Origin of the sequence: Lacticaseibacillus parahuelsenbergensis (genome assembly GCF_030770265.1) — a bacterium.
GTDB classification, from domain to species: Bacteria; Bacillota; Bacilli; order Lactobacillales; family Lactobacillaceae; genus Lacticaseibacillus; species Lacticaseibacillus casei.
Genome location: NZ_CP132482.1, coordinates 2,442,219 through 2,466,576 on the forward strand (window position 1 = coordinate 2,442,219; position 24,358 = coordinate 2,466,576).

General features: G+C 47.8%; 11 protein-coding genes and 1 pseudogene. 2 read left to right on the plus strand and 10 right to left on the minus strand.

The genetic code is table 11. The features are described 5' to 3' along the window. Positions 1-509: 509 nt before the first annotated feature. Genes LACPH_RS11415 through LACPH_RS11425 form a run of 3 tightly spaced genes read right to left on the minus strand, consistent with a single transcriptional unit; the run spans position 510 to position 3,562 of the window. The gene (locus LACPH_RS11415) at positions 510-1,046 is read right to left on the minus strand and encodes a hypothetical protein (protein WP_025012840.1); all 537 of its coding nucleotides are present in this window, start codon (positions 1,044-1,046) and stop codon (positions 510-512) included. 60 nt (positions 1,047-1,106) lie between these two features. Further along, the gene (locus tag LACPH_RS11420) at positions 1,107-2,570 is read right to left on the minus strand and encodes a hypothetical protein (protein WP_306386994.1); all 1,464 of its coding nucleotides are present in this window, start codon (positions 2,568-2,570) and stop codon (positions 1,107-1,109) included. Positions 2,571-2,608: 38 nt separating this feature from the next. Further along, the gene (locus tag LACPH_RS11425; RefSeq protein WP_306386995.1) at positions 2,609-3,562 is read right to left on the minus strand and encodes a hypothetical protein; all 954 of its coding nucleotides are present in this window, start codon (positions 3,560-3,562) and stop codon (positions 2,609-2,611) included. A 459-nt stretch (positions 3,563-4,021) separates the two neighbouring features. On the opposite strand from LACPH_RS11425, the gene LACPH_RS11430 reads away from it, so the two are divergent. Then, a complete protein-coding gene (locus LACPH_RS11430) occupies positions 4,022-4,168 on the plus strand; it encodes a hypothetical protein (protein WP_306386996.1) in 147 nt (48 codons plus the stop codon). 154 nt (positions 4,169-4,322) lie between these two features. Continuing rightward, positions 4,323-6,569, plus strand: a complete 2,247-nt coding sequence (locus LACPH_RS11435) for a coiled-coil domain-containing protein (RefSeq protein WP_306386997.1) — start codon at positions 4,323-4,325, stop codon at positions 6,567-6,569. A gap of 140 nt (positions 6,570-6,709) precedes the next feature. Here LACPH_RS11435 and LACPH_RS11440 read toward each other — a convergent pair whose 3' ends face one another. The 7 genes and pseudogenes from LACPH_RS11440 to LACPH_RS11465 form a co-directional block, all read right to left on the minus strand. Beyond that, on the minus strand, positions 6,710-8,137 hold the full coding sequence (locus LACPH_RS11440; RefSeq protein ID WP_306386998.1) for a hypothetical protein: 1,428 nt from the start codon (positions 8,135-8,137) through the stop codon (positions 6,710-6,712). A 110-nt stretch (positions 8,138-8,247) separates the two neighbouring features. Further along, complete coding sequence (locus LACPH_RS11445; protein ID WP_306386999.1) at positions 8,248-10,794, minus strand: CAP domain-containing protein; 2,547 nt, start codon at positions 10,792-10,794, stop codon at positions 8,248-8,250. A gap of 36 nt (positions 10,795-10,830) precedes the next feature. Continuing rightward, positions 10,831-10,938 (minus strand): annotated as a pseudogene (locus LACPH_RS14320) (KxYKxGKxW signal peptide domain-containing protein); the annotation flags it as partial. A gap of 191 nt (positions 10,939-11,129) precedes the next feature. Next, positions 11,130-11,375, minus strand: a complete 246-nt coding sequence (locus tag LACPH_RS11450) for a bacterial Ig-like domain-containing protein (protein WP_010492501.1) — start codon at positions 11,373-11,375, stop codon at positions 11,130-11,132. Positions 11,376-11,384: 9 nt separating this feature from the next. Next, positions 11,385-13,796, minus strand: a complete 2,412-nt coding sequence (locus tag LACPH_RS11455) for a KxYKxGKxW signal peptide domain-containing protein (protein WP_306387000.1) — start codon at positions 13,794-13,796, stop codon at positions 11,385-11,387. 61 nt (positions 13,797-13,857) lie between these two features. Next, positions 13,858-21,960, minus strand: a complete 8,103-nt coding sequence (locus tag LACPH_RS11460) for a Ser-Ala-175 repeat protein (RefSeq protein ID WP_306387001.1) — start codon at positions 21,958-21,960, stop codon at positions 13,858-13,860. Between the two features lie 838 nt (positions 21,961-22,798). After that, positions 22,799-24,355, minus strand: coding sequence for a glycosyltransferase family 4 protein (locus LACPH_RS11465; protein WP_306387002.1), 1,557 nt, complete (start codon positions 24,353-24,355; stop codon positions 22,799-22,801). Positions 24,356-24,358 lie beyond the last annotated feature (3 nt).

The following is a 24,358-nucleotide window of genomic DNA, read 5'->3' on the forward strand; positions in this document are numbered from 1 at the left end:
CGTGTAAGGACCTTGGTCGCAATGGCCTAAACCCGGGCTATCACGCCCAAGGCCACTTACACTCCGACTTCTAACCGCGCCGGCTCACGCTCACACCAAAAAAGCACCCATCCCCTATCATCAAAGGGACGAGTGCTGTCACGTGGTACCACCCAAATTTACATTACCTTCGCAAGCAATGCCTCAACGACGCCGCAATAGCGTGCCGCTGCAGCACCCATTGTGAGGTCCGGAAAGTTAACGGTTCCGACCGGCTAGTCTGCGTCAACAAGCTAACAATATCGCAAAGCTCATCTTCACGGCTCGCTCGGTTATCCTTTCCCATCTCCCGGACTCGCTGCACACCTGCATCGCCGCTACTCTTCTCTGCATTTTTGAAGGATTAAATTGCTTTTATACTAGTGTCAAAGTTACGGAAAGTCAATGTCGCAAAATAGGAACTTTTTAAATAGCGCCATCTTCCGATCAAACTCAAATTTAGCTTCTAATCATATCTCTGTAGAAGCCCCTTATTTGCTTGGAATCGTTGTAACGGCCTGGCGATTCTGGGAAAAGTTTTGAATGGAGACCGGCAATTGGCCGTTAAAGTACTGCTTGCCGATGCTGGCAGCTTGACTGAAGAAGTTCTTGACGTCCGACTGAAAAGCATTGGAATCATTCCCTTGCAGGCTCTTCAAGGCATCGGTGGCGGTTTGGCTGTATGTAATCAGCGCTTTGGTTAAGTCACCATTGGTATTTTTTGTGCCAATCCCCGACGCGGGCTGATTGTTCTGCAATTCCAAGGTAATTTTATCTAAATCGTCAACGCCTTTTTTAGCCGACGCCATAATATCTTTTTGGTCGTCTTTCACCGTGATTTTGGTTAAGGTTTGGATCACGGTATCCGAGATCTTGGTGTAGCGTTTCTGAAGTGCCTTTTGGTCAAACTTATTGGTTGTGACCATCGTCGAAGATTTTTTTGCCGACGAATCCGACGATTTTGACTGACAGCCAGCAATGCCGACAATCGTCACCATTAAGACCAATAAGCTCATTAATTTTCGCACGTTCCATTCCTCCAATGCGTTGTCATTCCTGCATGCCTGATAGTTTCACCATGTCAATGGCTACAATACCATTTTCCATAGCTCCCAGCCAGTCAAGCCCTGTAATGGTTTCGCCGCTGCAAGCGCATGATCACTGACTTCCTGCCACCAAGTTTGATCCGTCAATAATTTCAGTATGTCAGTCGCCGCCTCAAGCACTTGCTCACTTGGCTTGACAATTCCCAGCTCGCCATTGGTTGCGCCATTCAGCATCTGATCGGCAGTTTTTGCAAACGTGATGACCGGCGTGCCATAAGTGAGCGAGCTCAACAAATCAGCATCCCCCAAGTTGCCTAGATCCGCCACGATAAATGCCAAGACCCGCGCCAAATCGCCTGAATCTGCTAATGATTGGGTTTGAATATCTAGAAGCGAAGATAATCCAAGCGTCTCAATTCTTTCTTGTAATTGCTGAACCAGCGCTTGATCTTGATGCTTGACGAAAAGATCAAGCTTCACTTGATTTTCTTTGACCTTAACCATTGCTAACGTGCTCAGTAGCTGTTCAAAAATCGCCAAGTTTTGATTGTCCAGCTCCATCGCCACTCGGCCTGGCAAGCGCTGTGACCATGGCTTCACCTCAGGAACGGCGGACTGCTGGCTCACTGCTGCCGCAATGGGCACAACTTTTGCATATTGGGTTAAAGACGACGTAAAGGACGCCTGAGGATCAGCAATTAATTGTCCAAAAGTAGCACGACCGCCGTTTGACTGCTCGGCTTGCTTGACGACGCTAACATCATCTTCGGTTCTGACAACTGGCACAGAATCAGTCATCATTTCTTGTCCTAACATGGGAAAAACGCGGCTTGGTTGATCCACTAATAGTTTACCCGGATGTTGCTTCATCACATGTGCTAAGCAGTATTTGGCAAACGACGTCCAATCCGTAAACTCAGCTGATTGTCCAGCCAAGTCCAACACGGTCAGATGTTGCAAAATGCCGTTACCATCATATTGACAAAACAAAAGTGGCATTCCATTCGCATAAAAATACACGGCTAGTCGCACTTGCCCATTCGCTTGGAAATACACGGTTTTCACCTTATTGCCTTGACGATCATAAACCTCGGCATAACTTTTACGGTTGTTAGCGCCAAAGAACGTAATGGTATGAATCCGCTGTGCGGTCAACTCAGCTTCATCGTCAAAAGTTGTGACATCATACATCAGATGGTCACCATTCAAAAATTGTAAATGGTGGTCGACCGTCTTGGTTTGATAATCGTTCAGCTTCATAATGTCGCCAATCGTGTAAAGTGGTTTCCCTTCACTAGTATCAACGCCACGCAAAGCATCAATCAGTGACATAACCTGATCCGACTGTAAATGGGCCTTTTGAACCTGCTCATCCAGATCTTCTTGCGCGCTCACGACAATGATACTTGCCGGCAATTGGTGATCCGCAAATAATTGGAGTCGTTGTACCTGCTCTTTACCACTAGGTGTATCGCCTTCAAATCGATATGTTAAAAAATAAACCATGATTCTCCTCCGCATTCATTCTACCGATACCAACCCGCTCAATGAGGCATATATTCATGCCAACTCAAGATCGGCAACACCTCGCCTGCCAACCTCTTAACATCCGGTTGATCGACAAATTGCTGACTGATTAAATACGCCTGTGCCTTCACATTCGCCAGCAGCGCAGTGTCAGGTTTGTCATAAACAATTGGCACCAAATGCGGATGCATGGCCGGCTCGTCAATAAGTTGCGCAAACAGGTCACTGTCAGCATCGATATAAAGTTTACGTTTTGTATGCTGAAAGTTTTGCAACAACCACCAAACCATTAGTTCATCCTGATCATCTAATGCCTTAATTGGCTCCCCACTTTCCGACTCTACCCAAAATTGATTAAAAGTCGGCAATGCCACAATGACCGGACGCCCGCTCATGTCAACCAGCATACGGTGCACCGAAGTCGTCACAAAAAACGGATCTGTTGCATTTTGCCGATGGATATTCGGCATTTCAGCGAAACGTTCAGTCATCATCAAGCGCCCTTGGTGATCGTAGCTATCTTCGCGACGCAACTTACCATCGCGAAAATAACTAACAACCTGCACCCGCTCCTGGTCATCACGTTCGACTTTAATCGCAGTTTGCCCATCTTGATCGACATAACGCGTCACATGACTGCCCAAAGTTTGCTTAGGCGTCAGTTCCTTGGTGAATTCACTACCAAATGTGGCCGTTGCGCGACTGTCACTGCCGCGTTGGTGTAAGGATGTATAAAAATTATGGTATGACGTTGGCGGTAAAAACAGCTTTTCTTTGTCACGATAACGCATGAACCGGGAAACTTTGCCAAAACCGAACCCGCCATCAATGATCGCTGGGGCCAACCCTTTATTTTTAAAATAATTCATCACCGTTGCAATCTTTGCCCACAGCTGCTGTGACATATCTTCTGGCAAAGTCTCTAAGTAAAAAAAGTCTTGCTTATCATCGCTTATTATGAAATCATTCATTTTTTCAGTCGCATTCGTTGTTTCCTGTTTCTTTTTTGATCGATTCGACAACCAGCCCATGACTGCACCCTACCTTCATTTAATGAGTGTTCTTTGGTGAAACAAACCAGACGCACATGGTCCCGTCATAAACAAAAAAGCCAAAAGACACTTATGTATTCATTATTTGGAAACCTTCCTTAATGTCTGTGAACAAAGAAATGTTTTGCGCCTGTCACAGTGAATGGCAAAAGTCAACAACACTAATAATTATAACATGGTCGTGATCCAGAACGCACTTCTACACCCACTTTAGGATTGGATATTTCTTGAAACACCGGTCAAGATCAAAAAATCGAAAAGAATTTTCAATTTTAGGATAATTAATATTCAACAATAAAATTCTTTTTTAAATTGGCTCTTTGCTGTAAAATAGGCACATGGGATTTTGCCTGTTTCTCATTATTTAATTGTACTTAAATGAACGCTTTTATTTGGCTGATCGTCATCACGCCGGTTAATCAGACAATGTTGTTGCTTGATGCTAATGTTTTGCCAGAACCTCTGGAGATTAAAGGCAGCAAGTTTAATAAATACGTGCATCGGTCATGCAATTATGCCTTATAATACGATTGAGATTAGGTAATGTGTCAATTGGAATCAGCAATCTGGGCGAAAACGATGCCGGACTGGCACAAAGAACAAGACAATTAGCAGGTGAGAAATAATGCTTCAATTGTTTAGTAGAAATAGAAAACTTAATTTATGGGGTGGTTTAAAAATGAGTATCTTTGGGAAAAAAGGGCGGATCCAGTTTTTGCGCAATCAGCCAAACAAGCTCCAACAGGAAAGCGAACAAAACTCGAGCGCGGCGACAGGAGATAGCTATACTGGTCTGTTTTCGTCTGCATCATCTGTTAAGTCCAAACCAGAAGCTGCCTCCAAACCGCGTGTGCTTCCGGCAACCGGGACGAAAACCGCAGTGACGGATCGTCCGGTTGCCAATTTGCGTTCTGCGACTGCGTCTACCACAACGACGACTACTGCCAAGTCGACATCTTCGTCACTAACGCAATCTGCCTCAACATCAACCTCTAACATGCAGACAGGCTCGCAATCATCGTCAGCCGCTTCACGCACCAGTGTGGCAACTTCTGCAAAGTCAACGATGTCAGCTAAGTCACCAGAGGCTAGCAAACCGGCGATGGCAAAACCAACCCAGAGCGAGCGCAAATCAGGAGAGGTACCAAGTTCGGCTCCAAAAACCGAAGCAACAAACATCACCGCCAGTTCGGCTAAAATTGACAATGCCAAGAACACCTTGAAACAAGCGATTTCTACATACAATGAGGCACGGCGAACGCTTCAAACGAATATGTTTGCTAAACGTGCCGATTTGCAGGCCGCCCTAACCCAAAACAAGTTGACGTTGGCCCAAACACAACGCGACATCAAAGTCATGCAAAAACGCATGGCCCAAAATGATGGTAGCGAGTTAGTTCCTGCGCAAAATACAATTAGCGATTTACAAAACCAAGCCAATAAAATTGCGAGCCAACTCAAGTCCAAACAAGGCATCCTTGACGATCTCAACCGCCAACGCCGATCTCTAGAAAAGCAAGCGCAAATGACCCTTGAGCAGGGTAAGAAATTCAAGCAGGATGAAGAGGCAATCATGGCCGCTTTTTCCGGCATCAAAGATCCGGAAAAAGTCCTCGCCTTTGCCGATGCTCATCGTAAGCAAATCGATGACATTAAGGCCGGTGAAAAAAAGCTAACCGCAACGCAGCTCAGCTTGAAGAAGCAGCTTGAAGATATTATCAATGAAATTAACCAAGCTAAAGATGAAATCACCAAAATCAATAGCGAACAAAATGCCAATGGCCAAGCCATCACCAATGCGCAACGCAAGCTTGATTCATTGAAAGCTAAAGTGGCCAGTGATCAGGCTGACGACAAAGCCCAATTAGACAAACTTGAGCATCAACAGGCCGATTTAACAGACGAGTCTAAACGTTTGCATGACCAGTTGCATACGCTCAGTGATGGCATCACCGCATGGTTGAACTTCTCGGAGCCGGTTCATGCTTTGGGTGAAGCTGATTATGCACCATTAATTCTGGATATTGATTCGTTCTCTGCACATGATTTTGAAGCGTTGGCCCCATTAAGTGACATGTTACAATCAATGCCAAAGAAACAGGTCGGTATTTTCACGACCTATTTCAACATCGATTTGGTTCCGACCATCGATGCCTGGTCAACGGCTAACAACTTCAATCCGGATGAAATCCAAATCATCAACTGCCTTTATCAATTGCAAAATGCTGGCGAGGGCGCCGAGAATGCCGCAACGTTACCTGCTAATATCAAAAATCGCCAATGGAATGAAAACCACACGGCCGAAACCATCACCATGCCGGATGGTCAAACCAACATGCTTGTCACCTATCAACTCGACGCCCAAAAGAAGCCGACCAAGCTCATTGCAAAGATTGCCTATCGCCAAGGTGACAAACTCACGAAAGAAAGTTTCTTCCGTAAGAATGGTGTGCTATCGGCCAACACATTCTATGACGTTGCCAACGGGATCACACGCAAAGAGTTCTACCGTCGTGACGGTTTGCTCGTCGTTTCAGCAACTTATGAAGGTCAGAAGTTAAGCGACATTAGTGTCTTCAATGAAGCCGGTCTGCAAATCAACTCTTTCGACTCCCTTACGGCTCTCAACGTTTGGTGGCTACAAAAGTCATTCCCGCAGGAAGGCGCTATGATCGGCAACTTCAAGTCCAAAGCCTACCGTGATTTGACCGCCAAATCCGGCGTCAAGTTAGTGCCATTTGTCGATGAAGCCGTTGTCGACACGGACGACTTTACTCGCTGGATGGCCGATCACAAGCAACAGGCCTTTATCACCAACAACGTCACGACACAAAGTGCCTTAGCCAAAAAGGCCAAGCTGCCACTTTATGTTAATGTTCTCAATCAGGCACCATTACCGGTTCAACTTTCGATGCCCGCTGATTGATCATTAACCAAAAATTCCATAGAAAAAGGACTCGGCTGCAAGCCGGTCGTAATAAGAACCCAGCGCGGCGAGCTCATCCAAGTGAGCGCCAGCGCTGGGTTCTTATTGTTGTTTCTTCTGGTACTGACCGAAAAGATCGTTTATTCAGCTTGAATCATTTTACTGTCCTCAATCTGATGTTGTAACTGCAAATTTTCAAAACGCAGATTGTTGACCTTATCTTTCAGTGTCTTTGTTTGCTCTTGACTTTCTGCATACTTGTCGGTTAATGCCTTGATCGACTTTTGTGCCTCTTGGAGTTTGGCCTGCAATTCTGTCACAAGCGCATGTTGGCTTTCGTTTTGAACGTTTTGGCGATTAAGCACCTCTTCATGTGCTTGTTTGACCTGCTCGCGAATCTTGCCAAGCGCTTCATTCGTATCATTTAAATCCTTTTTGGTGTTTTCCAGCTCGTTCTTAGTCACAATCAGGTTGATTAAAATCTCACTGAGTTTATTGACTGTCTTGCTATGTGTGCGCTCGAATTCAGCGGAAGCATCCAAGTGTTGCGTAAGTTTTGTGGATAGAGCCGCCACTTGTTCTTGGTTCATTTGGCTTTGTTGCTGAAGTGCTTTGATGGCGACCATCACAGCGGTCTCTGTCTCTGAGCTGCGACCTGTAGCACTATGCACTTCAGTTGAGTCGGAAGTTTGGTCTGATACCTTTGGCTTTTCAGTAGTGACATGCTCAACACTCGATTGATTCTCCGAAACTTGTGTCATCTGTTGGTTAGGTACAGATGCGCCAGCGTCACCCTCAGTTGGAGCCTGTGAATGGGTTGAGTTTGCTGTAGAACTCAATTCTTCATTCTTTTCTGATGAGACTTCGATAACTTTTTCAACTGCGGCTTGTGAAGCTGACTTGGCTACATTCATTTCCGGCGTCGAGCCATTCTCCCCATCCTGAGGCTGTTGTGGTGTTTTTGCCGGATCCGATGAGGCGGTTGCAGCTATCTCGGTCCGAGTATCACCTGCTGATGCAATGGCCGCAGCATCGGAAGCTTGCGCATCAGCTTCAGAGAGACTTTTATGATTGAAATGATCAATGTCAATCACATTGTCCGGTTTAAAGGCCATACCTGCTGCCGGAGTTGACGCTTCGCCTTCTTTTTTCTCTTTTTCAGTAGCAATTACTTTCAAATCCGCAGCATCATTTGCATCAGCCGCTGAAACCGAAGATACCGATTGACTGCTCGCAGATTGTTCAGAATCAACATAAAGTGTTAACTGATCGTTAGCAAAGCTCAGTTGCGCACCTTTGGAAATGCTCATTGTCCAGTTTTTGCTTTTCACTACTTCAGACTTTTCAGGAACGTCATCCGCCTGAGCCTGTTCCGCGTTACCGGATGGCTCTGATTCACTGGCTGTCGCTGTCCCTGCAATCCCTGTCTGTAAACCGTTGGCGTCCGTTCGAGGCAACAACTCCGCAAGGCCTGCGAGACCGTCATCCCCAGCCCTACGCAATTGCTTCTCCAACGCACCGAGAAGATCATCCTGATCTGACGTTTTTTTCTTAGCAAATAGGCCCATCTTCATCTTCCTTTCTAAAATCGGTTCACACGTTTCATTGTCAGTAATTTTTAAAGCAATGACGTGTGAGATTATCTCGCAACGTCAATTTTTTGCAGCAAATAGCCAAATTACGCGACCGCCACGGTTTTAATCGCAGGGTCAGCATTCGGCGTGGTCGCTTTTTGGTCAGCTTGCAACTGCTTCAATTGTGCTTGAAGGCTTGCAAATTTCGGCGAGTCAACATAAACAAAAGTTATGTCTGGAAGCGGCACCGTCTGGGGATTAGTTTTCGCATTGGCCATTGCCAAAGCTTTATCATACAGACTTTTATCACTGTAGGTTGGGGCTTCAAAAGCGTAATAATAGCTGTACTGATTTTTTTCGCTCGGTGATTGGGTAAATGCCAACCCCATCGTCGGACCGCCATACAGCAAATTTGCCCGATGTCCATAATGCCCATCGCCAATTGGCTCCGGATTATCCGATTCATCATACCAATCCATGACCAGATAATAGGCAATTTCCTGATTAGAGTGCATGCCCTCGATAATCCCCTTGCTGGCACCAATATCTTCAGTCGATCCGTGAGAACCATCGTGACTAAAGTTCGTCATAATCTCTTGAACCCGCTTAGTGGCAAAAGCCTCTTCACTGGCTGAATAACTCAGCGGTTTCTGGCCATTTGACGTGCGCAACTGATTCACATATTGTAGAAATTCACCAGCGATTTCTTTGGCGTCCGGCTTAAAGTCCGGATTAACGGCAAGATAAACTGCTTCTTTGCTCGGATAGTTAGTGGTGGAAGTGAATCTGGAGGCAGGGTTGCTGTCAGAGTGCGGTAAGGATTGGATAGCATTCTTTATACTAGCAAGTGTGGCACTGTCAGAAGGGATGGTGTACGATTCTTTACCTCCCACTCTGACTTTTCCCATTTTGGTAACGATAGTGCCGTTGGGATCGGTAAATTCGAAACGTTGAAAATAAATTCCTGGTAATGTTACCGGAACCGTACCATCAATTCTGATGTCTGACAAGCTAACCGCTTTCCCGGTGGAATTGACAGCAGCTATTAACATTTTAGTTGGATTCCAACGCGTGCCCAAGGGAATGCTCATATCGAAAAGATTAATGTATGGTGTTAGCGTGGTGCTCTTCGATGTGTCTGTACTGTCACTATCGGTGGCGTCAGGGGTTTTAGGGGCAGGCGTCTTTGAGTCACCATTTTGATGGTCCTTGCCATTATTGTTATTTGTCGCTGCACCGGTACTGGATGAACCCGGAAACAATCCTTGGATCGTTGTTTTCACTTGGTTAATCACCCATTGAATCGGTGCCATGATGCCACCCAGAACATCTGTAAACATTTTCATTGCCGATCCGGCAAACGAAGCAATCCCATTGACCACTGACACGCTGATATTCAAAACGCCTTGCAGTGCGTTAATGATTGTTGGTGCAACTGTGGCCGTGATGTTTGAAACGCCGGTCAAAACACCTGAAAGTCCAACAACCCCCGCCACCGCCTTGACGATCGAAGCTGGTCCTAGATTCGTCGCAGTATCTAAAAGTGGGTTAATGGAGTTTGCCAGATTCTGACCAATAAATGGAATGGCTTTTAATACCGGTGAGATCACACCTTGAATCGCTTTACCAATCGTGTTAATGCCAAGGTTTAGCGCGCCGGAAACCAAACCGGTTGGGTCAATGCCAAGTGAATTAGCAACAGTAACTGCATCTTGAGCAGCTTTGATTGCACCACTGGCAAGTGGCAAAATCACATTAACAATTGGCAGCGATCCTGCTACGGACCGCAACCCGGAAACGATTGCGGAAAGTCCATCTAGAGCACCGTTAACGCCATTTTTGATGGCCCACTTAACCGCATCTCCAAGTGTCAAATTGTAGACGTCACTAATTTGCTTAACCAGTTGACTCAGGTCCGGAGCCGTAAGCCACGGTTGCGCCGCTGACGTACTCGTTGCGCCCAGTATGATTGCTGACGCGTGATCAGCAACTGATGATGATGTGACTTCTTCTAACTTTGCTTCATCCTGACCCTGATTGATACTGGATACGTACTGGTCGATGTGAAGACTGGCATTGATGGCTTGACGAATCCGGGCTTCTTGATTTTTTTCCGTTTCGTCATTGGTTGCGTTGTAAGTGATTGATATAGGATCTTGGCTGCCACTAGAACTAGTCTTGGTCTCACTTTCAGCGATACTTTGACGTTCAGGACTCATCGAAGATCCCTCTTCACCATATTTATCACTTTGTGTTAATCCAACCGTGGCAGCAGATTGCGAAACGTTTTGTGCGTTGCGACTTGGGCTGTTCTCGGAAGCTGTGGATGCCGAGTGTACAACCGGCTGTTCTGTCGTTGTTGCGGCCGTGTCATTTTTTTGCTGCGAGACAGCTGCATTTACCAACGATTCCTCTTTAGCTGACGAGATTTGTTGCGCCTCCTGCTGCGGCGATACTGTTGGTTTTTCTTGAGCATCAACAGTTGACCGATTATTTTGGTCCGGAGTCGCTTGCAAATCAGCCTTAATACCCTCTGTTGCTTCCGAATTCTGTGAATTAGCAGCTTGAGTTGTCGCCTTCTGAACCTGATCCGTCACTTTAATAGCTGTTTCTATATCTGATTGTGTATCTGCATTGACGTGATTTGTCATGACTGCATCCGCCAAAAACGCCCCGCTTGCAAAAGTTACAATCACACTTGAAGCATACAACCACTTTTTGCCAGATTTCCATCTTCTAAACCGGGTGATCTTGGTTTGTTGATTAAGCCACCTTTGCCCACTTTGGTTCCCCATTATCTAATCTCCTTCTCCATAATTGCCAGCGTCAACGTTTAAGCAGTTCGCTCATAACCGCAAAAACAGTCTCCTTGTTCGATTCATGATCTTTTGCACTGAAACTTAAAAAAAGAAGTCAACCCCAAAGCTCGGATTAACTTCTTTCCCGCCTTCAGTGAACTGATGTGACTGTTCACATAAAAACTTTCTTACTCAACTTCGTGGACTGTGACAATTGTCTTTTCTTCAACTCTCTTACCAGATACCTCGTCATAAAATGCAACTTTAACAGGATAGAAACCTGGATTAGTAGGCCAAACCTGACCTTCGTATTCAAGCTTAGCTGATGGTACGTTGGCACCATCTGAATACGTAGCGTTTACAACGACATCGCTTGGATCAAACCGCAATCCAACTGGCAGCGAGATTGGTTTTAGTCTCAATTCTTCTTGCATAAATATCACCTAGGCGACCGTGACTGTCGCGTAACCGGTAACAACCTCGTTATCGTTCATTTCATTAACGAAGGAGTACTTAACATAAAACTTACCTGGCAAATTAGTATAGATATTTCCCTCAACCTTGATGTTAGATTTTGAAATATCCTTACCATTACCATCCTGAGCGCTGACAATCGCATCAAAAGGATTAAAGCGTGCACCACGGAACAGCTTAATGTCCTTCGTCTTCAACTTGCCAGCCTTAGAGGCAAGACTTTGGACCGTGTTGATCAAATCAGAGATTCCTGGCAATGAGCCGACATCCTTGATCAACAACTGAAGGTTTGGCAAATGAAGATTCAAACCAAGTAGGCTTGCGACCGCACCGATTCCACCACCAATGGCACCGCCTATAACTGATCCGATTGGTGTCCCAACCAGCGTTGCAATCGTATCCGTCAAGGCAGTGACCCAACCAACTACAAAGAACATGATTGGATCAACAATAATCCCAAGGCCGATAACACCGATAACACCACCGATGAAACCTGCAATCCCGTCAACAAGCGTGCCGATAGGGAATGAGATAATCCAGTCGCCTAAAGTTTCACCGACAAGTGCACCGATGGCAGATCCTAAGGCTGTCCCGCTGACAACAGTATCAAGATTGCCATCTTTATCAGCTAATCCTGGCCCTGAGGTGGCCCCATAATAAGCACCAAGTGGAGCACCAATCAACCCGGTTAGCCAGCCCGTGATACCAGGAGCCCAACCAAGGTCACCGGCCGTACTTGGATTGGCAACCATCCCAACGATCGGAATTAATCCAAGGATTGAGTTCAGAATGGTCCCGGGAATCCCCGCAACCAGATAAGCACCAAAGCCCCCTACAGCCGTTGCGATTGTGCCATAGAACGTACTACCAATTGCACCACCAACCAACGATTCAATAAACTTACCGATTTCACCAAGTCCCGTCAGATCCGGAACAAGTCGCACTGGGTTAATATTCGTTGCCAACCATGAAACCACGTTCCAGATCGTTCCGGTAATGCCACTTGTAATGCTACCTAAATCAAAACCAGCGAGTGAAGTTGACATGCTTGCCTTCGAGATGGATGATTTCAGCTCATTGGCAACAGCATCTTGTGCGTCATTAATTTGCTTGGTCATCGCCTTGTAAGAATCCTTGGCTTCGTATTTCTGCAAATCATCAGCAAAAGCCTTACCAATATCTGTTGCAAAGAACGATGCAGCTAAGGATTGAATCGCTGTCGCATCGGAAGCCTTTTCTGCCGCCGTCATAGCCTTGCTAAATGCAGCAAATTCAGGAATGTCCGCATATGACTTCAAGGTTTCCAATAATGCCTTACCATCAGCAGTCTGCAGATAAGCCGTCACCGCTGCAGAACTCTGAGCAGCACCCGAATCGGCTGCCAGCTTAGCTTCATCAAGTAGTTTCTTGCCGGCATCGGTTTTCATGAACTCAGCGACAGCAGCAGAATTAGCGGCTGCTTTTTTTGTAGCATTAGCAGATGCTGCTGAAATACTCGATGACAATGAGTTCAGCATTGCTTTTGCTTCGGGCTTACTTGCCAATGATTCTAACGATGCTTTGACCGCCGCTAACGAATTTAACGTCTTGCCTTGCGACGTTGTGTTAAATTCAGCAATCAATGCCCGTTGCTTGGCAGGATCAGCAGCTGCATCTGAAAGTTGTTTCTTAAAAGCCAAAACAGCAGGATCATTCGCCAACGAGCCAGCTTCACTCAAAAGACTTGCCGCGCTCTTGAGTTTATCGCCAAGCTGGGCAAAAGCAGCACTGCCAGCCGGTGTTTTCGCGTAAGATGCCGCTGATGATAAGAGATCAGCAAATTGTTGCGAAGTTGGTGCACTGGAACTTGCTGTTGTGGCATCAATTGATGCTGCAAAGTCCATTCCTGCCTTTGTAGCGGCAACCGCAGCAGCGGAGGATGCCGCATTGGTCGTGGTTGCTGCGCCACTGTTTGCAGGTGCAGGTGTTGCAGCCGTTGCAACAGTAGCTTGTGAAGCTGCTGCACTCGGCGCCTGTGTCGAAGTTGCGACTGGCGCTGCTGCAGAACTTTCCACTGCTTTGACTGTCTCTGTTGCCACTGATGGCGCAGAAGGCTGCTCAACGTTTTTAGTTGTCTCCGCTGAAGCCTCACTTTGGACAGCCGCCGATGAAGCAGCTTTAGCACTTGCTGCAGCCTGGTCGACTTGCTGTGCCACTTGAATCGTGTCGGTTGTGACGTCGGCCTTAACTGTTTTCCCTGATTCTAAGGCACCCGCACCGATAATCGAAACCACCAGCGAAGAAGCGAATAACCACTTCTTGCCTTTCTTCCAAGAACGAAAATGCGTATTTTTAATCTGCGCTTTTTCGTTCCCCCTTTGTCTTTGTAAATTTTTCTTCATATAATTCGGCCCCACTTTTTCATTGTTTGCCCTTAGTTCATTCAAGCAAATTCAGACCACATTACGCTTCATGACGACGGTGACGTGTTGCACCGTAAAGAGATAATGCAGCCATCAAGCTAACGCCGGCTAACGCAATAGCGCCTGTAGCTTCGTCTTCGCCTGTTTGTGGTAGTGAATGGTCGCCACTAGTAGAACCATTGCCAAACTGATTTCCATTGTTTGCGGTTGATCCATTCGTAACACCGGTTGCTGACAATTTACCCACACTGTTGGCACCGGTTGTTGAACCACTACCATTCGTGCCATTGCCATTCAGACCAGTTCCTTGGCTATTGTTGCCATTACTGTTCGAACCGTTGCCATTATTAGTGCCATTGCTACCGTTGTGATTAGCGTCAGCGCCGGTACCTGTACCGTTAGTACCAGTCCCTTGGCCGTTGTTACCATTACCGTTCGAACCGTTGCTATTAGTACCGGAACCATTTGTACCATTCCCGTTACCATTGGCATTATTGCCACCGCTATTCGTACCACTACCATTGCCATTAGTATCAGGAAGTGCACCATTGTTAGCTTGAGTAGCCAGATCCTTAGCAAGATCGCGATCAGCTTCAGCACGACTTGCCGCATTTGCAGCATTGTTAGCATCAGCAATCGCAGCATCGGCGTACCGCTTAGCAGCTGCTGTGTACTTAGCAGCTTCATCAGCCTTGCCAGCTTCTTTAAAGACGCCAGCTAAGGACTGAGCAATTTTGGCTGAATTTGCATTGGTCGCGGCATCTGTTGCATAAGATGCAGCATTTGAACTAGCTGTCGATGCATCAGTATTCAGGTATGCGATTTGCTTATTATTCGGATCATTCTTTGCAATAGCGGCAGTAGACGCTGCTGCATCAGAGGCCAAGGCCGCGGACTGTTTAGCAGTTTCTGCAGCCTTGGCTGCTGCGCCAGCATAATCTTGCGCCGTAGCAGCATTGCTAGCAGCTTTAGAGGCGGCGTCATTCGCCGCGTCGGTTGCTGTACTTGCTGCCTGAGCTGCGTCACTTGCTGCTTGAGAAGCTGCAGATGCGTCACCCTTAGATGCTGCATCACTCGCTTTAGCGGCAGCATCTGCTGCGTTTGAGGCGGCATCACTCGCTTTAGCGGCGTCACTATTGATGGCCGCATCAGAAGGGTTGTTCTTCGCATCATTTGCAGCATTCTTCGCGGCATCGCTTGCCTTCGCGGCATCGTTGGCGGCAGCTTTGGCAGCATTGTTAGCTGCCTCCTGAGCAGCTGTCCGTGCCGCATCACTTGCCGTCTTGGCATCACTAGCTGCTACATTCGCTGCATCACTAGCCTTGCTTGCATCGCCTGCTTTAGCTGCTTGTTCAGCAGTTTTGGCAGCATCAGCCGCATGACTGGCAGCATCGGAAGCAGTCTTGTTTGCGTCCGCAATCGTCTTGTCATTTGGATATTCATTTGCATATGAACCAGTTTGCTTAGCAGAATCAGCTGCATCTTTAGCAGACTTATTTGCAGCATCGGCATAACCATTTGCGGCTGTGCTTGTGCCAGTATCGCCGGCTGACGAAGCGGCCTTCGCGGCATCCTTTGCCGCATTGGCTGCTTTCACAGCATCGGCTTCAGCACGACTTGCTGCGTTTGAGGCAGCTGATACATCGCCAGTCTTGGCAGCTGTATCAGCATCTTGTGCCGCTTTGGCAGCATCAGCGGCGGCAGCGGACGCCTGCTTGAGCGCATCAGCAATAACTGCATTATCAGGGTACTTATTAGCGTAATCACTTGTCTGATTTGCTGAATCAGATGCCTGATTTGCAAAACTGTGGGCGTTAGCTGCGTAATCCTTAGCCGCGTTCAATGCAGCTTGAGAGGCCTTGGCTGCTGCCTTGGCCGCATCATTTGCTGCATTAGAAGCCCTTACAGCATCATCTGCTGCACGACTTGCCGCGTTCGACGCATCAGCAACGTTGCCACTCTTAGCAGCCACGTCAGCATCTTGAGCAGCTTTGGCGGCATCGGTCGCTGCGTCTGAAGCTTTCTTATACGCGGTTGAAACATCCGAATCTTGAGGATACTCATTCGCGTAGTTGGCAGCCTGTTTTGCTGAATCTGCTGCTTTATCTGCAGAACTATGAGCATCGGTTGCATAACCTTTTGCTGCGTTCGATGCTGCTTCAGAAGCTTTGGCGGCTGCCTTGGCTGCATCATTTGCCGCATTAGAAGCCTTCAAAGCATCATCCGCGGCACGACTTGCTGCATCGGATGCTTCCGCCACATTGCCACTCTTGGCAGCTGTGTCAGCGGCTTGAGCAGCCTTGGCCGCATCAGCTGCAGCGTCAGATGCTTTCTTGGCAGCATTTGAAACAGCAGAATCGTCAGGATACTTGCTTGCATAATCGTTAGCCTGGGTTGCCGAGTCGGAAGCATTATTCGCTGAACTGTGTGCATTATCCGCGTAACCTTTGGCCGCGTTCAATGCTGCTTCAGAAGCTTTGGCGGCTGCCTTGGCTGCGTCGCTTGCAGCATTAGATGCCTTCACAGCATCAGCCGCGGCACGACTTGCTGCATCGGATGCTTCCGCCACATTGCCACTCTTGGCAGCTGTGTCAGCGGCTTGAGCAGCCCTGGCCGCATCAGCTGCAGCGTCAGATGCTTTCTTGGCAGCATTTGAAACAGCAGAATCGTCAGGATACTTGCTTGCATAATCATTAGCCTGAGTTGCTGAGTCGGAAGCATCATTCGCTGAACTGTGTGCATTATCCGCGTAACCTTTTGCAGCATTCAATGCTGCTTCAGAGGCTTTGGCGGCTGCCTTGGCCGCGTCGTTTGCGGCATTGGATGCTTTCAACGCATCGTCCGCTGCACGACTTGCTGCATCAGATGCGTCTGAAACATTACCACTCTTAGCTGCCTTGTCAGCTGCTTGAGCAGCTTTGGCGGCATCGGTCGCAGCATCAGAAGCTTTCTTGTAAGCAGTTGAAACAGCCGCATCATCAGGATACTTGTTGGCGTAATCGCTTGCCTGGCTTGCAGCGGCTGCGGCATCGTTTGCTGAACTATGCGCATCATCAGCATATTCTGTAGCTGCCTGAGAAGCTGCTTCAGAAGCTCGTTGTGCTGCTTTTGCTGCGTCGTTTGCAGCATTTGCTGCTTTCGCGGCAGCATTTGCTGCGCGTTTGGCCGCTTCAGAAGCACTAGCTGCATCATGGTTCTTGGCAGCACTGTCAGCATCTTTAGCTGCTTTTGCAGCATCGGCTGCGGCATCAGCCGCTTTCTTGGCAGCATTTGAAACAGCAGCATTGTCAGGATAATTATTTGCAAAGTCGCTTGCCTGACTCGCTGAATCAGAGGCTGCGTCAGCCGATTTGTGAGCACCGGATGCGGCATTGTTTGCCGCACGCGATGCAGCGTCACTCGCAGCCTTCACTGCAGCATTAGCTGCGTTTGAAGCATCCGTGGCCGCTTTAGCAGCTGTCGAACTATCGCCATTACGAGCGGCATCACTCGCTTTGGCAGCTGCTGAACTTGCTGTGCTTGCTGCAGCGCTTGCGTTATTTGCATCGTTTTGGATATTGGCATCTGACGGATTATCAAAAGCATTTGAAGCGGCACTGGCAGCAGCATCACTCGCTTTGGCTGCGTCATCGGCTGCAGCTTTAGCGGCATTGCTTGCTGCACGTGATGCAGCATCACTAGCCGCGTCAGTCGCTGCCTTGGCAGCATTCGAAGCATCCGTGGCCGCTTTTGAAGCCGTAGAACTATCGCCTTTGCTTGCAGCGTCACTCGCCTTGGCAGCTGCTGTACTTGCCTGGCTTGCCGCGGCATTTGCCTTGTCCGCGTCACTTTGGATATTGGCATCAGACGGGTTGTTCGCAGCGTCACTCGCAGCCTTCTTGGCCGCATCGCTAGCTTTGGCTGCATCATCTGCCGCTGCTTTTGCTGCATTGTTCGCTGCGCGTGATGCAGCATCACTTGCGGCTTCATTCGCTGTCTTTGCAGCGTTTAAAGCGTCATTGGCTGCTTTGCCAGCCGTGGAACTGTCACCTTTGCTTGCAGCGTCACTTGCCTTGGCTGCTGCTGTACTTGCCTGGCTTGCTGCTGCATTTGCTTTGTCCGCGTCACTTTGGATATTGGCATCAGACGGGTTGTTCGCAGCGTCACTCGCAGCTTTCTTAGCTGCATCGCTAGCTTTGGCTGCATCATCTGCCGCTGCTTTTGCTGCATTGTTTGCCGCGCGTGATGCAGCATCGCTAGCTGCGTCGCTTGCTGTCTTAGCAGCATTCGAAGCGTCAGTAGCCGCTTTTGAAGCAGTTGCACTATCGCCCTTGCTTGCGGCATCACTTGCTTTGGCTGCTGCAGTGCTTGCTTGGCTTGCTGCCGCGCTTGCTTTGTCTGCATCACTTTGGATATTGGCATCAGACTTGTTGCCTGCAGCGTCACTCGCAGCCTTCTTAGCCGCGTCGCTAGCTTTGGCAGCATCATCTGCCGCTGCTTTCGCCGCATTGGCTGCTGCGCGTGATGCAGCGTCACTGGCTGCGTCACGTGCCGTCTTGGCGGCGTTTGAAGCATCCGCGGCCGCTTTTGAGGCAGTTGCACTGTCACCCTTGCTTGCGGCATCACTTGCCTTTGCAGCTGCTGAATTTGCGGCACTAGCTGCTGTGCTTGCCGTATCCGCATCACTTTGGATATTGGCATCAGACTTATTGTTGGCAGCATCACTGGCTGCGCTCTTTGCCGCGTCGCTTGCCTTTGCGGCATCATCGGCTGCGGCCTTTGCAGCATTGCTTGCAGCACGCGATGCAGCATCACTGGCTGCATCATTTGCTGTCTTGGCAGCATTTGAAGCGTCCGTAGCTGCTTTTGAAGCCGTATAACTATCGCCTTTGCTTGCGGCGTCACTTGCTTTGGCTGCCGCGGTGCTTGCTTGGCTTGCTGCTGCGCTTGCTTTGTCTGCATCACTTTGGATATTGGCATCAGACCTGTTGTTGGCGGCATCGTTCGCAGCATTCTTGGCTGCGTCACTGGCCTTGGCAGCATCATTTGCCGCTGCTTTGGCAGCATCACTGGCAGCTTTAGAAGCAGCCTGGCTTGCAGCTTCTGCAGCTTTAGCCGCTGTGTTAGCAGCATCGGAAGCAATGCGCGCATCGCTTTCTGCTGTACTTGCGGCATTACTTGCTTTTGCAACATCCCCCGTTTTGGCAGCATCACTTGCAGCATCAGCTGCTTTTGCAGCGTCGGCAGCCGCTGAACTTGCTGTCCTTGCTGCAGTAGAGACAGTGCTATCAGAAGGGTACTTGTTATGATTTGCTTCCGCCTGCTTTGCAGAATCAGATGCGGCACTGGCAGCCTTTCGAGCAGCATCGGCATAGATACCTGCCTGCGAATTAGAACTGCTGCCGCCACTATCATTGCCACCGCCACCATATGCAGCAGCTGCCTTCGCAGCGTCACTGGCAGCTGCACTAGCTACCTGAGCAGCATTGGCAGCCTCATAAGCCTTCTCAAGTGCGGTTGGCACATCACCACTCTTTGCGGCGTTTGCTGCATCACTTGCTGCAGTGGATGCAACAGCGGCAGCAGAGGTCGCAGTACTTGTGGCTTTAGAAATTGCGGCATCGGAAGGATATTGTTTTGCATAACCTTCTGCTTTAGTCGCAGAGGCCGCGGCTTGGTCAGCAGAATTCTTTGCCTGACCAGCCAATTCTTTTGCTCGCACCACATTAGCTTCACTTGTAGCCAAGCTTGCGGCATCGGAAGCATCTTTTGCAAATCCAGCAGCCTGATTAGCCGCGTCAGATGCTCCGGAAACATTGCCGTTCTTGGCGGCGGTTGCAGCCGCTGTAGCAGCATCGGAAGCTTTAGCTGCAGCACTGCTTGCGGTATCCGCAGCATGAACAATCAGTGGATCGCTTGGATACTTATCTTTCGTTGATCCTGCCTGCTTAGCGGAGGTAGCAGCATCATCTGCAGACTTCTTAGCTGCATCTGCAAATTTTCCGGCATCGGTGACGGCAGCACTGCTGTTCGCATCTGATGCTGCAGACGCTGCTTTTGCCGCTTCAGCCGCTGCATCAGATGCGGTTGCGGCCGCTTGGGAAGCAATAGCAGCCTGACTGAATGCAGTATGCGGATCGGTCTTTGAAGCGGCTTCATCAGCAGCCTTAGCTGCATCAGAAGCTACCTTGGCAGCGGCGTCTGCTTTGGCAGCAGCTGCGGAAACCTTCGCATCAGAAGGATACTTTTTGGCAAAATCATCTGCCTGACTTGCAGATGCCGAGGCTTGATTTGCAGAAGCTTTAGCATTGTCGGCATAGCCTCGCGCCTCATTGGCATTTGCCTGGCTATGGGCCGTGGCAGCTGCATCAGAAGCAATTTTTGCATCGCTCGCCGCGTCACTCGCTGCATTAGATGCTGCTGATTCGTTGCCGTTCCTTGCCGCATCAGAAGCTTGGGTTGCAGCATCAGAAGCTTTTGCCGCTGCAGAAGATGCGGTACTTGCCGCATTAGAAATCAAGGTATCGGAAGGATACTTTTTAGCGTCAGTGCTTGCTTGACTTGCTGAATCCGATGCCGCTTCTGCAGATTTCTTAGCATTACTTGCAAAATCTTTTGCATCTGCAGCTGCGGCAATTGTCTTAGCTTTGTTCATAGCATCGGTTGCAACCTTGGCGGCATCAGATGCATCATTAGCTTCTTGCAAAGCTTTTGCAGCTTGTTCGTTTGCTTTGGCAGCAAGTGACGAGGCGTTACTTGCTGCTTTTGCTGCTGCGTTAGCATACGAACCAGCAGCATCATAGTCGCCGGCTTTATTGGCCGCGTCTACTTGAGCAACTGCACTCTCAACCGCCTTATTTGCATCCGCAACCGAAGTAGCCAGTCCCTTAGCGCCTGCAGCGTCACTAGCTGCTGCTGACGCAAGTCCTGCTGTCTTAGTGTTAGCAGCAGACGCAACACTATTGAGATCTGCTAGGTCCTTGTTATCTGGATGTCTTGATGTAGCGCCAGAGGTATAGACGTACGCAGAACTGGCAGCTGTACTTGCCGTGTTTGCAATATCAGCGGCCGAATTTGCCGTCACCGTTGCTTGGCTTGCTGAAGTGCTTGCTGTAGAAGCATCAGAAGTTGGTTTCGTTGTATCTGCAGCTGGGATAACCCGAATAAAGAAATACCCAGTAAAGGCTCCGACAAATTCTGTTGCACCGGTTGCTTGTGCAGCTTGAACGGTATAAACAACTGCATACGTCCCCGGCTTGTTATAGTCTTCAACACTGTTCCATACGGGAATATTGGCATCCGTCTCCGGACGGCCAACTTGCTTGGCAAGCTCTGTGCTGATCTTAGGTAAAGGCGTGATTGCCGCAAATGGCCCATGAAACTGGCCATCCCCGACATCGGTTGTCTGTGAATAGTCAATGACACCTTCCGCTAAGCTTGCACTGAGCGTCACCCCATTACCTAAGTCAAAGGTTACAAGTTGTTCGCCTTGTGTTGCAGCACTCGCGACCGCATTGTCAGGAAAGGCGCTCTTGAAAGCTGCGTCCCCCGCATGAATCGTCAAGTTGTTGGCAGTCATCAAAACAGACTTATCGCCATTTTGATCCATGGTCAGCGATTTGGGAAAATCACCGCTATCACTCGCGACAGACCCCGAAGCCAGCGTAACCGAGCTTGCGGCTGCTGGGTTTGCAGTTGCTGAACTTGCAGCTGCTGATGAAGCCGACGCAGATGCCGGAGTCGTTGCTGTTTGCACCTGTGACGCCGTACTTTGTGTCTGCACATTGGTAGCAACTGCTGAACTTGGTGCGGCCGCCTGTGCTTGGGAAGCAACCTGAACACTTGCCTGAACCGCGGCATCATTAGCCTGACTCTGTTGGGCAACCGCACTTTGCGGCTCGCTACTCTGCGCGCTGGAAGCTGCTGATTGTTGTGCAACAGATGATGTTGGCGTCGAAGTATTGCTGAGTGCCGCCGCTGCCGCAATGGACTGCTCAACATTCGAGTCCGCATGAACCGGCGCCGATTCAGAAATAGCGACGCCAGCACCGCCGGCTAAGAACGCAAGGATACTATAAGCAAATACCCATCGCTTCCCCGCCTTATACATTTTGAAGTTCGTATTTTTCTTTACGAGCTTCTGCTTTTTATTGAACTTTTCCATTTGCTCGCCCCACTTAATTAAAAAATTGGGACACCATTGACCACATTCTTGATTAAAAATGTGAAAACGATGTCGCATAAATCTGTGGTCCAGTGGCAAAATCGAGTCTCAAGTTCGATTTACCATTTTTTACAAAAGCTGCTGAAATACCGACTTAAGCTGGCCGACCACCATTAGTCTTACGTGATGTTTTAAAATCCGAAAAAGGCTAGTCAGGTATTGGCGTTCTAGAATGACCAATATTGCTAGCATTTGGCGATCAGCAAGCCCACAGCAACCCACCCAAGAGCTGGTATACGTCAGACAGCTTGATGATTGCATTTGTGGTTTCGCTTAAAATTTGATGACAGGCAAGTCACTATTCATTTGCCTGTAATTACGATCACCCCCAGATATTATGCCTGTTATTTTGACACATTCACATGTTATAACATTTCTCATACCATCACAACTCCAATGTTATAAAAAGATTTTTTAGTATTTTGACAACGTGTTATTTACTTTAAAAAATATTGCCAAAAGTTGACAATGGCAGCCTTTTATTGGCTATTTATGAATCTTTTACGATTTTTTGAGTTCTCAAAGATTCTTAAAAAGTCCATTAACGCCACTATTTTATAATTATTAATATTTCAAAATCTAAAATATCAGAATCTTAACTGAATGTTATTTTTTCAATTTTTTGACTATCTGGAATTCTTGATGCATTCAATCTAGCTGCTTTCGAATTCTAGTTGCTTACTCATTCGCCTCAAATTTTAAGGTAAAAAAAGAGATGGTCATCGCCATCTCTTCCATACGTTAACAATTCAATTCTAAGGGTTCCTAAATTTTGAAATTATAGTGCTTCTGCTGCCAACACTTTCGCACGCTTTTTCGCGGCGTAGTCGAACAGCGTCTGCCATTGTTCAAACGTATTATCGTCCGTAAAGCGCAACGCATTTTGATAAGCTTCCTCACTGAAGGCTGCCAGCTTGTCCTTATGCGTAAGCAAATCAATGATGGCGTCTGCCAAGCCATCAATATCGCCGTTTTTAGTCAGAATGCCGCTTTTACCATCTTCGAGAATGTCTGCCGGCCCATAGTGAATATCGTTTGCGATCATGGGTAATCCATGCGACTGAGCTTCGATTAACGTTAATGGAAAGCCTTCAGCTCTGGATGGTAACAATCCGACTTGTGCGCGGTTATAAACCTCGGCAATATTACTGGTATATCCTTTAAAGAGAACGCTATCCTCCAGATGCATTTTCTTGACCAGTGCGCGCATCTTGTCCCCCATATCGCCATTAGAATAACCCCACAACTCAAGCTTAGCATCAGGAATGACCTTGAGTACCTTTGCGAATGCTTTGATTGAACTGTCTTGTTGTTTTTCTGTGGCCAAACGTGCAACGTGCACAACAAGATTATTTTCGCGTTGTGTAAAAGGCACTTTATTAGCTTCGACGTCCGTAGCTTTAACAAATGCAACCCGAATCGTAAAAATTGGCGGTTTAGTTCCCCAACGTGCTGCCACATCTTTGGTTTGTTGCGCAGATGGTGCAATAATGCCATCCCACCTGTCCAAGTTGTTTAATGAACTTGCATAGAAGTTGTTCAACCGATCATGCATGATATCTTTGTCATCAGCTAAGTGATTGTTATGCAGATGGAACACTTTAAATGCCGGCGTCTCCATATGCCGCAGTCCCCAACCTGTTTCAGTGGTCCGATCGCTAATAAACACATTGTATCCGCCGTCGACTTTGTTCAGCTGGTCGTAGAAAAACCGTGTTAAATCATGTATGCCGTCAAACAGATAATCTACACCCTCAAAATCGTCTAGCTTATAGGAAAACTTATCCTTATTTGCCCGATTGAGATAATGCAATTTTTCAATTTTAACATTGCCATCTAAATCTAGATAATGTTCCTGAAAAATGTTCCCCGCGTTATCAAAATATTGGTTTAAGCAAAGGATACCCCGTGAATCCCACCAGCTCATTTTGATGGTGCGACCCGTTGCATCAAAATACTGAACATTACTGATTTCACGTGGATTAGCTGCACCTTGGCGTAAATACGCAATTTGATAAAGTTTGTTGTTCTTCAGATAAGTAATCTTGTTGTCCTCCGACTTCTGGGTGATATTGTCACCGATAGGAACAACATCGTCAACCGTTGTCACTTTCTTTTCAACGTTGGTTGTGCCACAGAAATAATCAAACAGATTAACGAAGTGATCATCACTGATCTTGGCATCAGCAGTCACATCGTGCAAATTCATAGCAAAAACACGGGTGACGATCTTTGCCGGCACCTGATGCTGATTGAATAAGTTTAGTCGCTGAATTTCCGCACCTTCAATGCCTGATTTAGCGAACTGCATGTTTTCATTTAAAAAATAATACATGAC

What these genes read in the sequence shown, in the direction of transcription:
- LACPH_RS11420 (WP_306386994.1), bottom strand. Translation starts at nt 2,570, where the DNA reads ATGGTTTATTTTTTAACATATCGATTTGAAGGCGATACACCTAGTGGT.
- LACPH_RS11425 (WP_306386995.1), bottom strand. Translation starts at nt 3,562, where the DNA reads ATGAATGATTTCATAATAAGCGATGATAAGCAAGACTTTTTTTACTTA.
- LACPH_RS11430 (WP_306386996.1), top strand. Translation starts at nt 4,022, where the DNA reads ATGAACGCTTTTATTTGGCTGATCGTCATCACGCCGGTTAATCAGACA.
- LACPH_RS11435 (WP_306386997.1), top strand. Translation starts at nt 4,323, where the DNA reads ATGAGTATCTTTGGGAAAAAAGGGCGGATCCAGTTTTTGCGCAATCAG.
- LACPH_RS11440 (WP_306386998.1), bottom strand. Translation starts at nt 8,137, where the DNA reads ATGGGCCTATTTGCTAAGAAAAAAACGTCAGATCAGGATGATCTTCTC.
- LACPH_RS11445 (WP_306386999.1), bottom strand. Translation starts at nt 10,794, where the DNA reads ATGACAAATCACGTCAATGCAGATACACAATCAGATATAGAAACAGCT.
- LACPH_RS11450 (WP_010492501.1), bottom strand. Translation starts at nt 11,375, where the DNA reads ATGCAAGAAGAATTGAGACTAAAACCAATCTCGCTGCCAGTTGGATTG.
- LACPH_RS11455 (WP_306387000.1), bottom strand. Translation starts at nt 13,796, where the DNA reads ATGAAGAAAAATTTACAAAGACAAAGGGGGAACGAAAAAGCGCAGATT.
- LACPH_RS11460 (WP_306387001.1), bottom strand. Translation starts at nt 21,960, where the DNA reads ATGGAAAAGTTCAATAAAAAGCAGAAGCTCGTAAAGAAAAATACGAAC.
- LACPH_RS11465 (WP_306387002.1), bottom strand. Translation starts at nt 24,355, where the DNA reads ATGTATTATTTTTTAAATGAAAACATGCAGTTCGCTAAATCAGGCATT.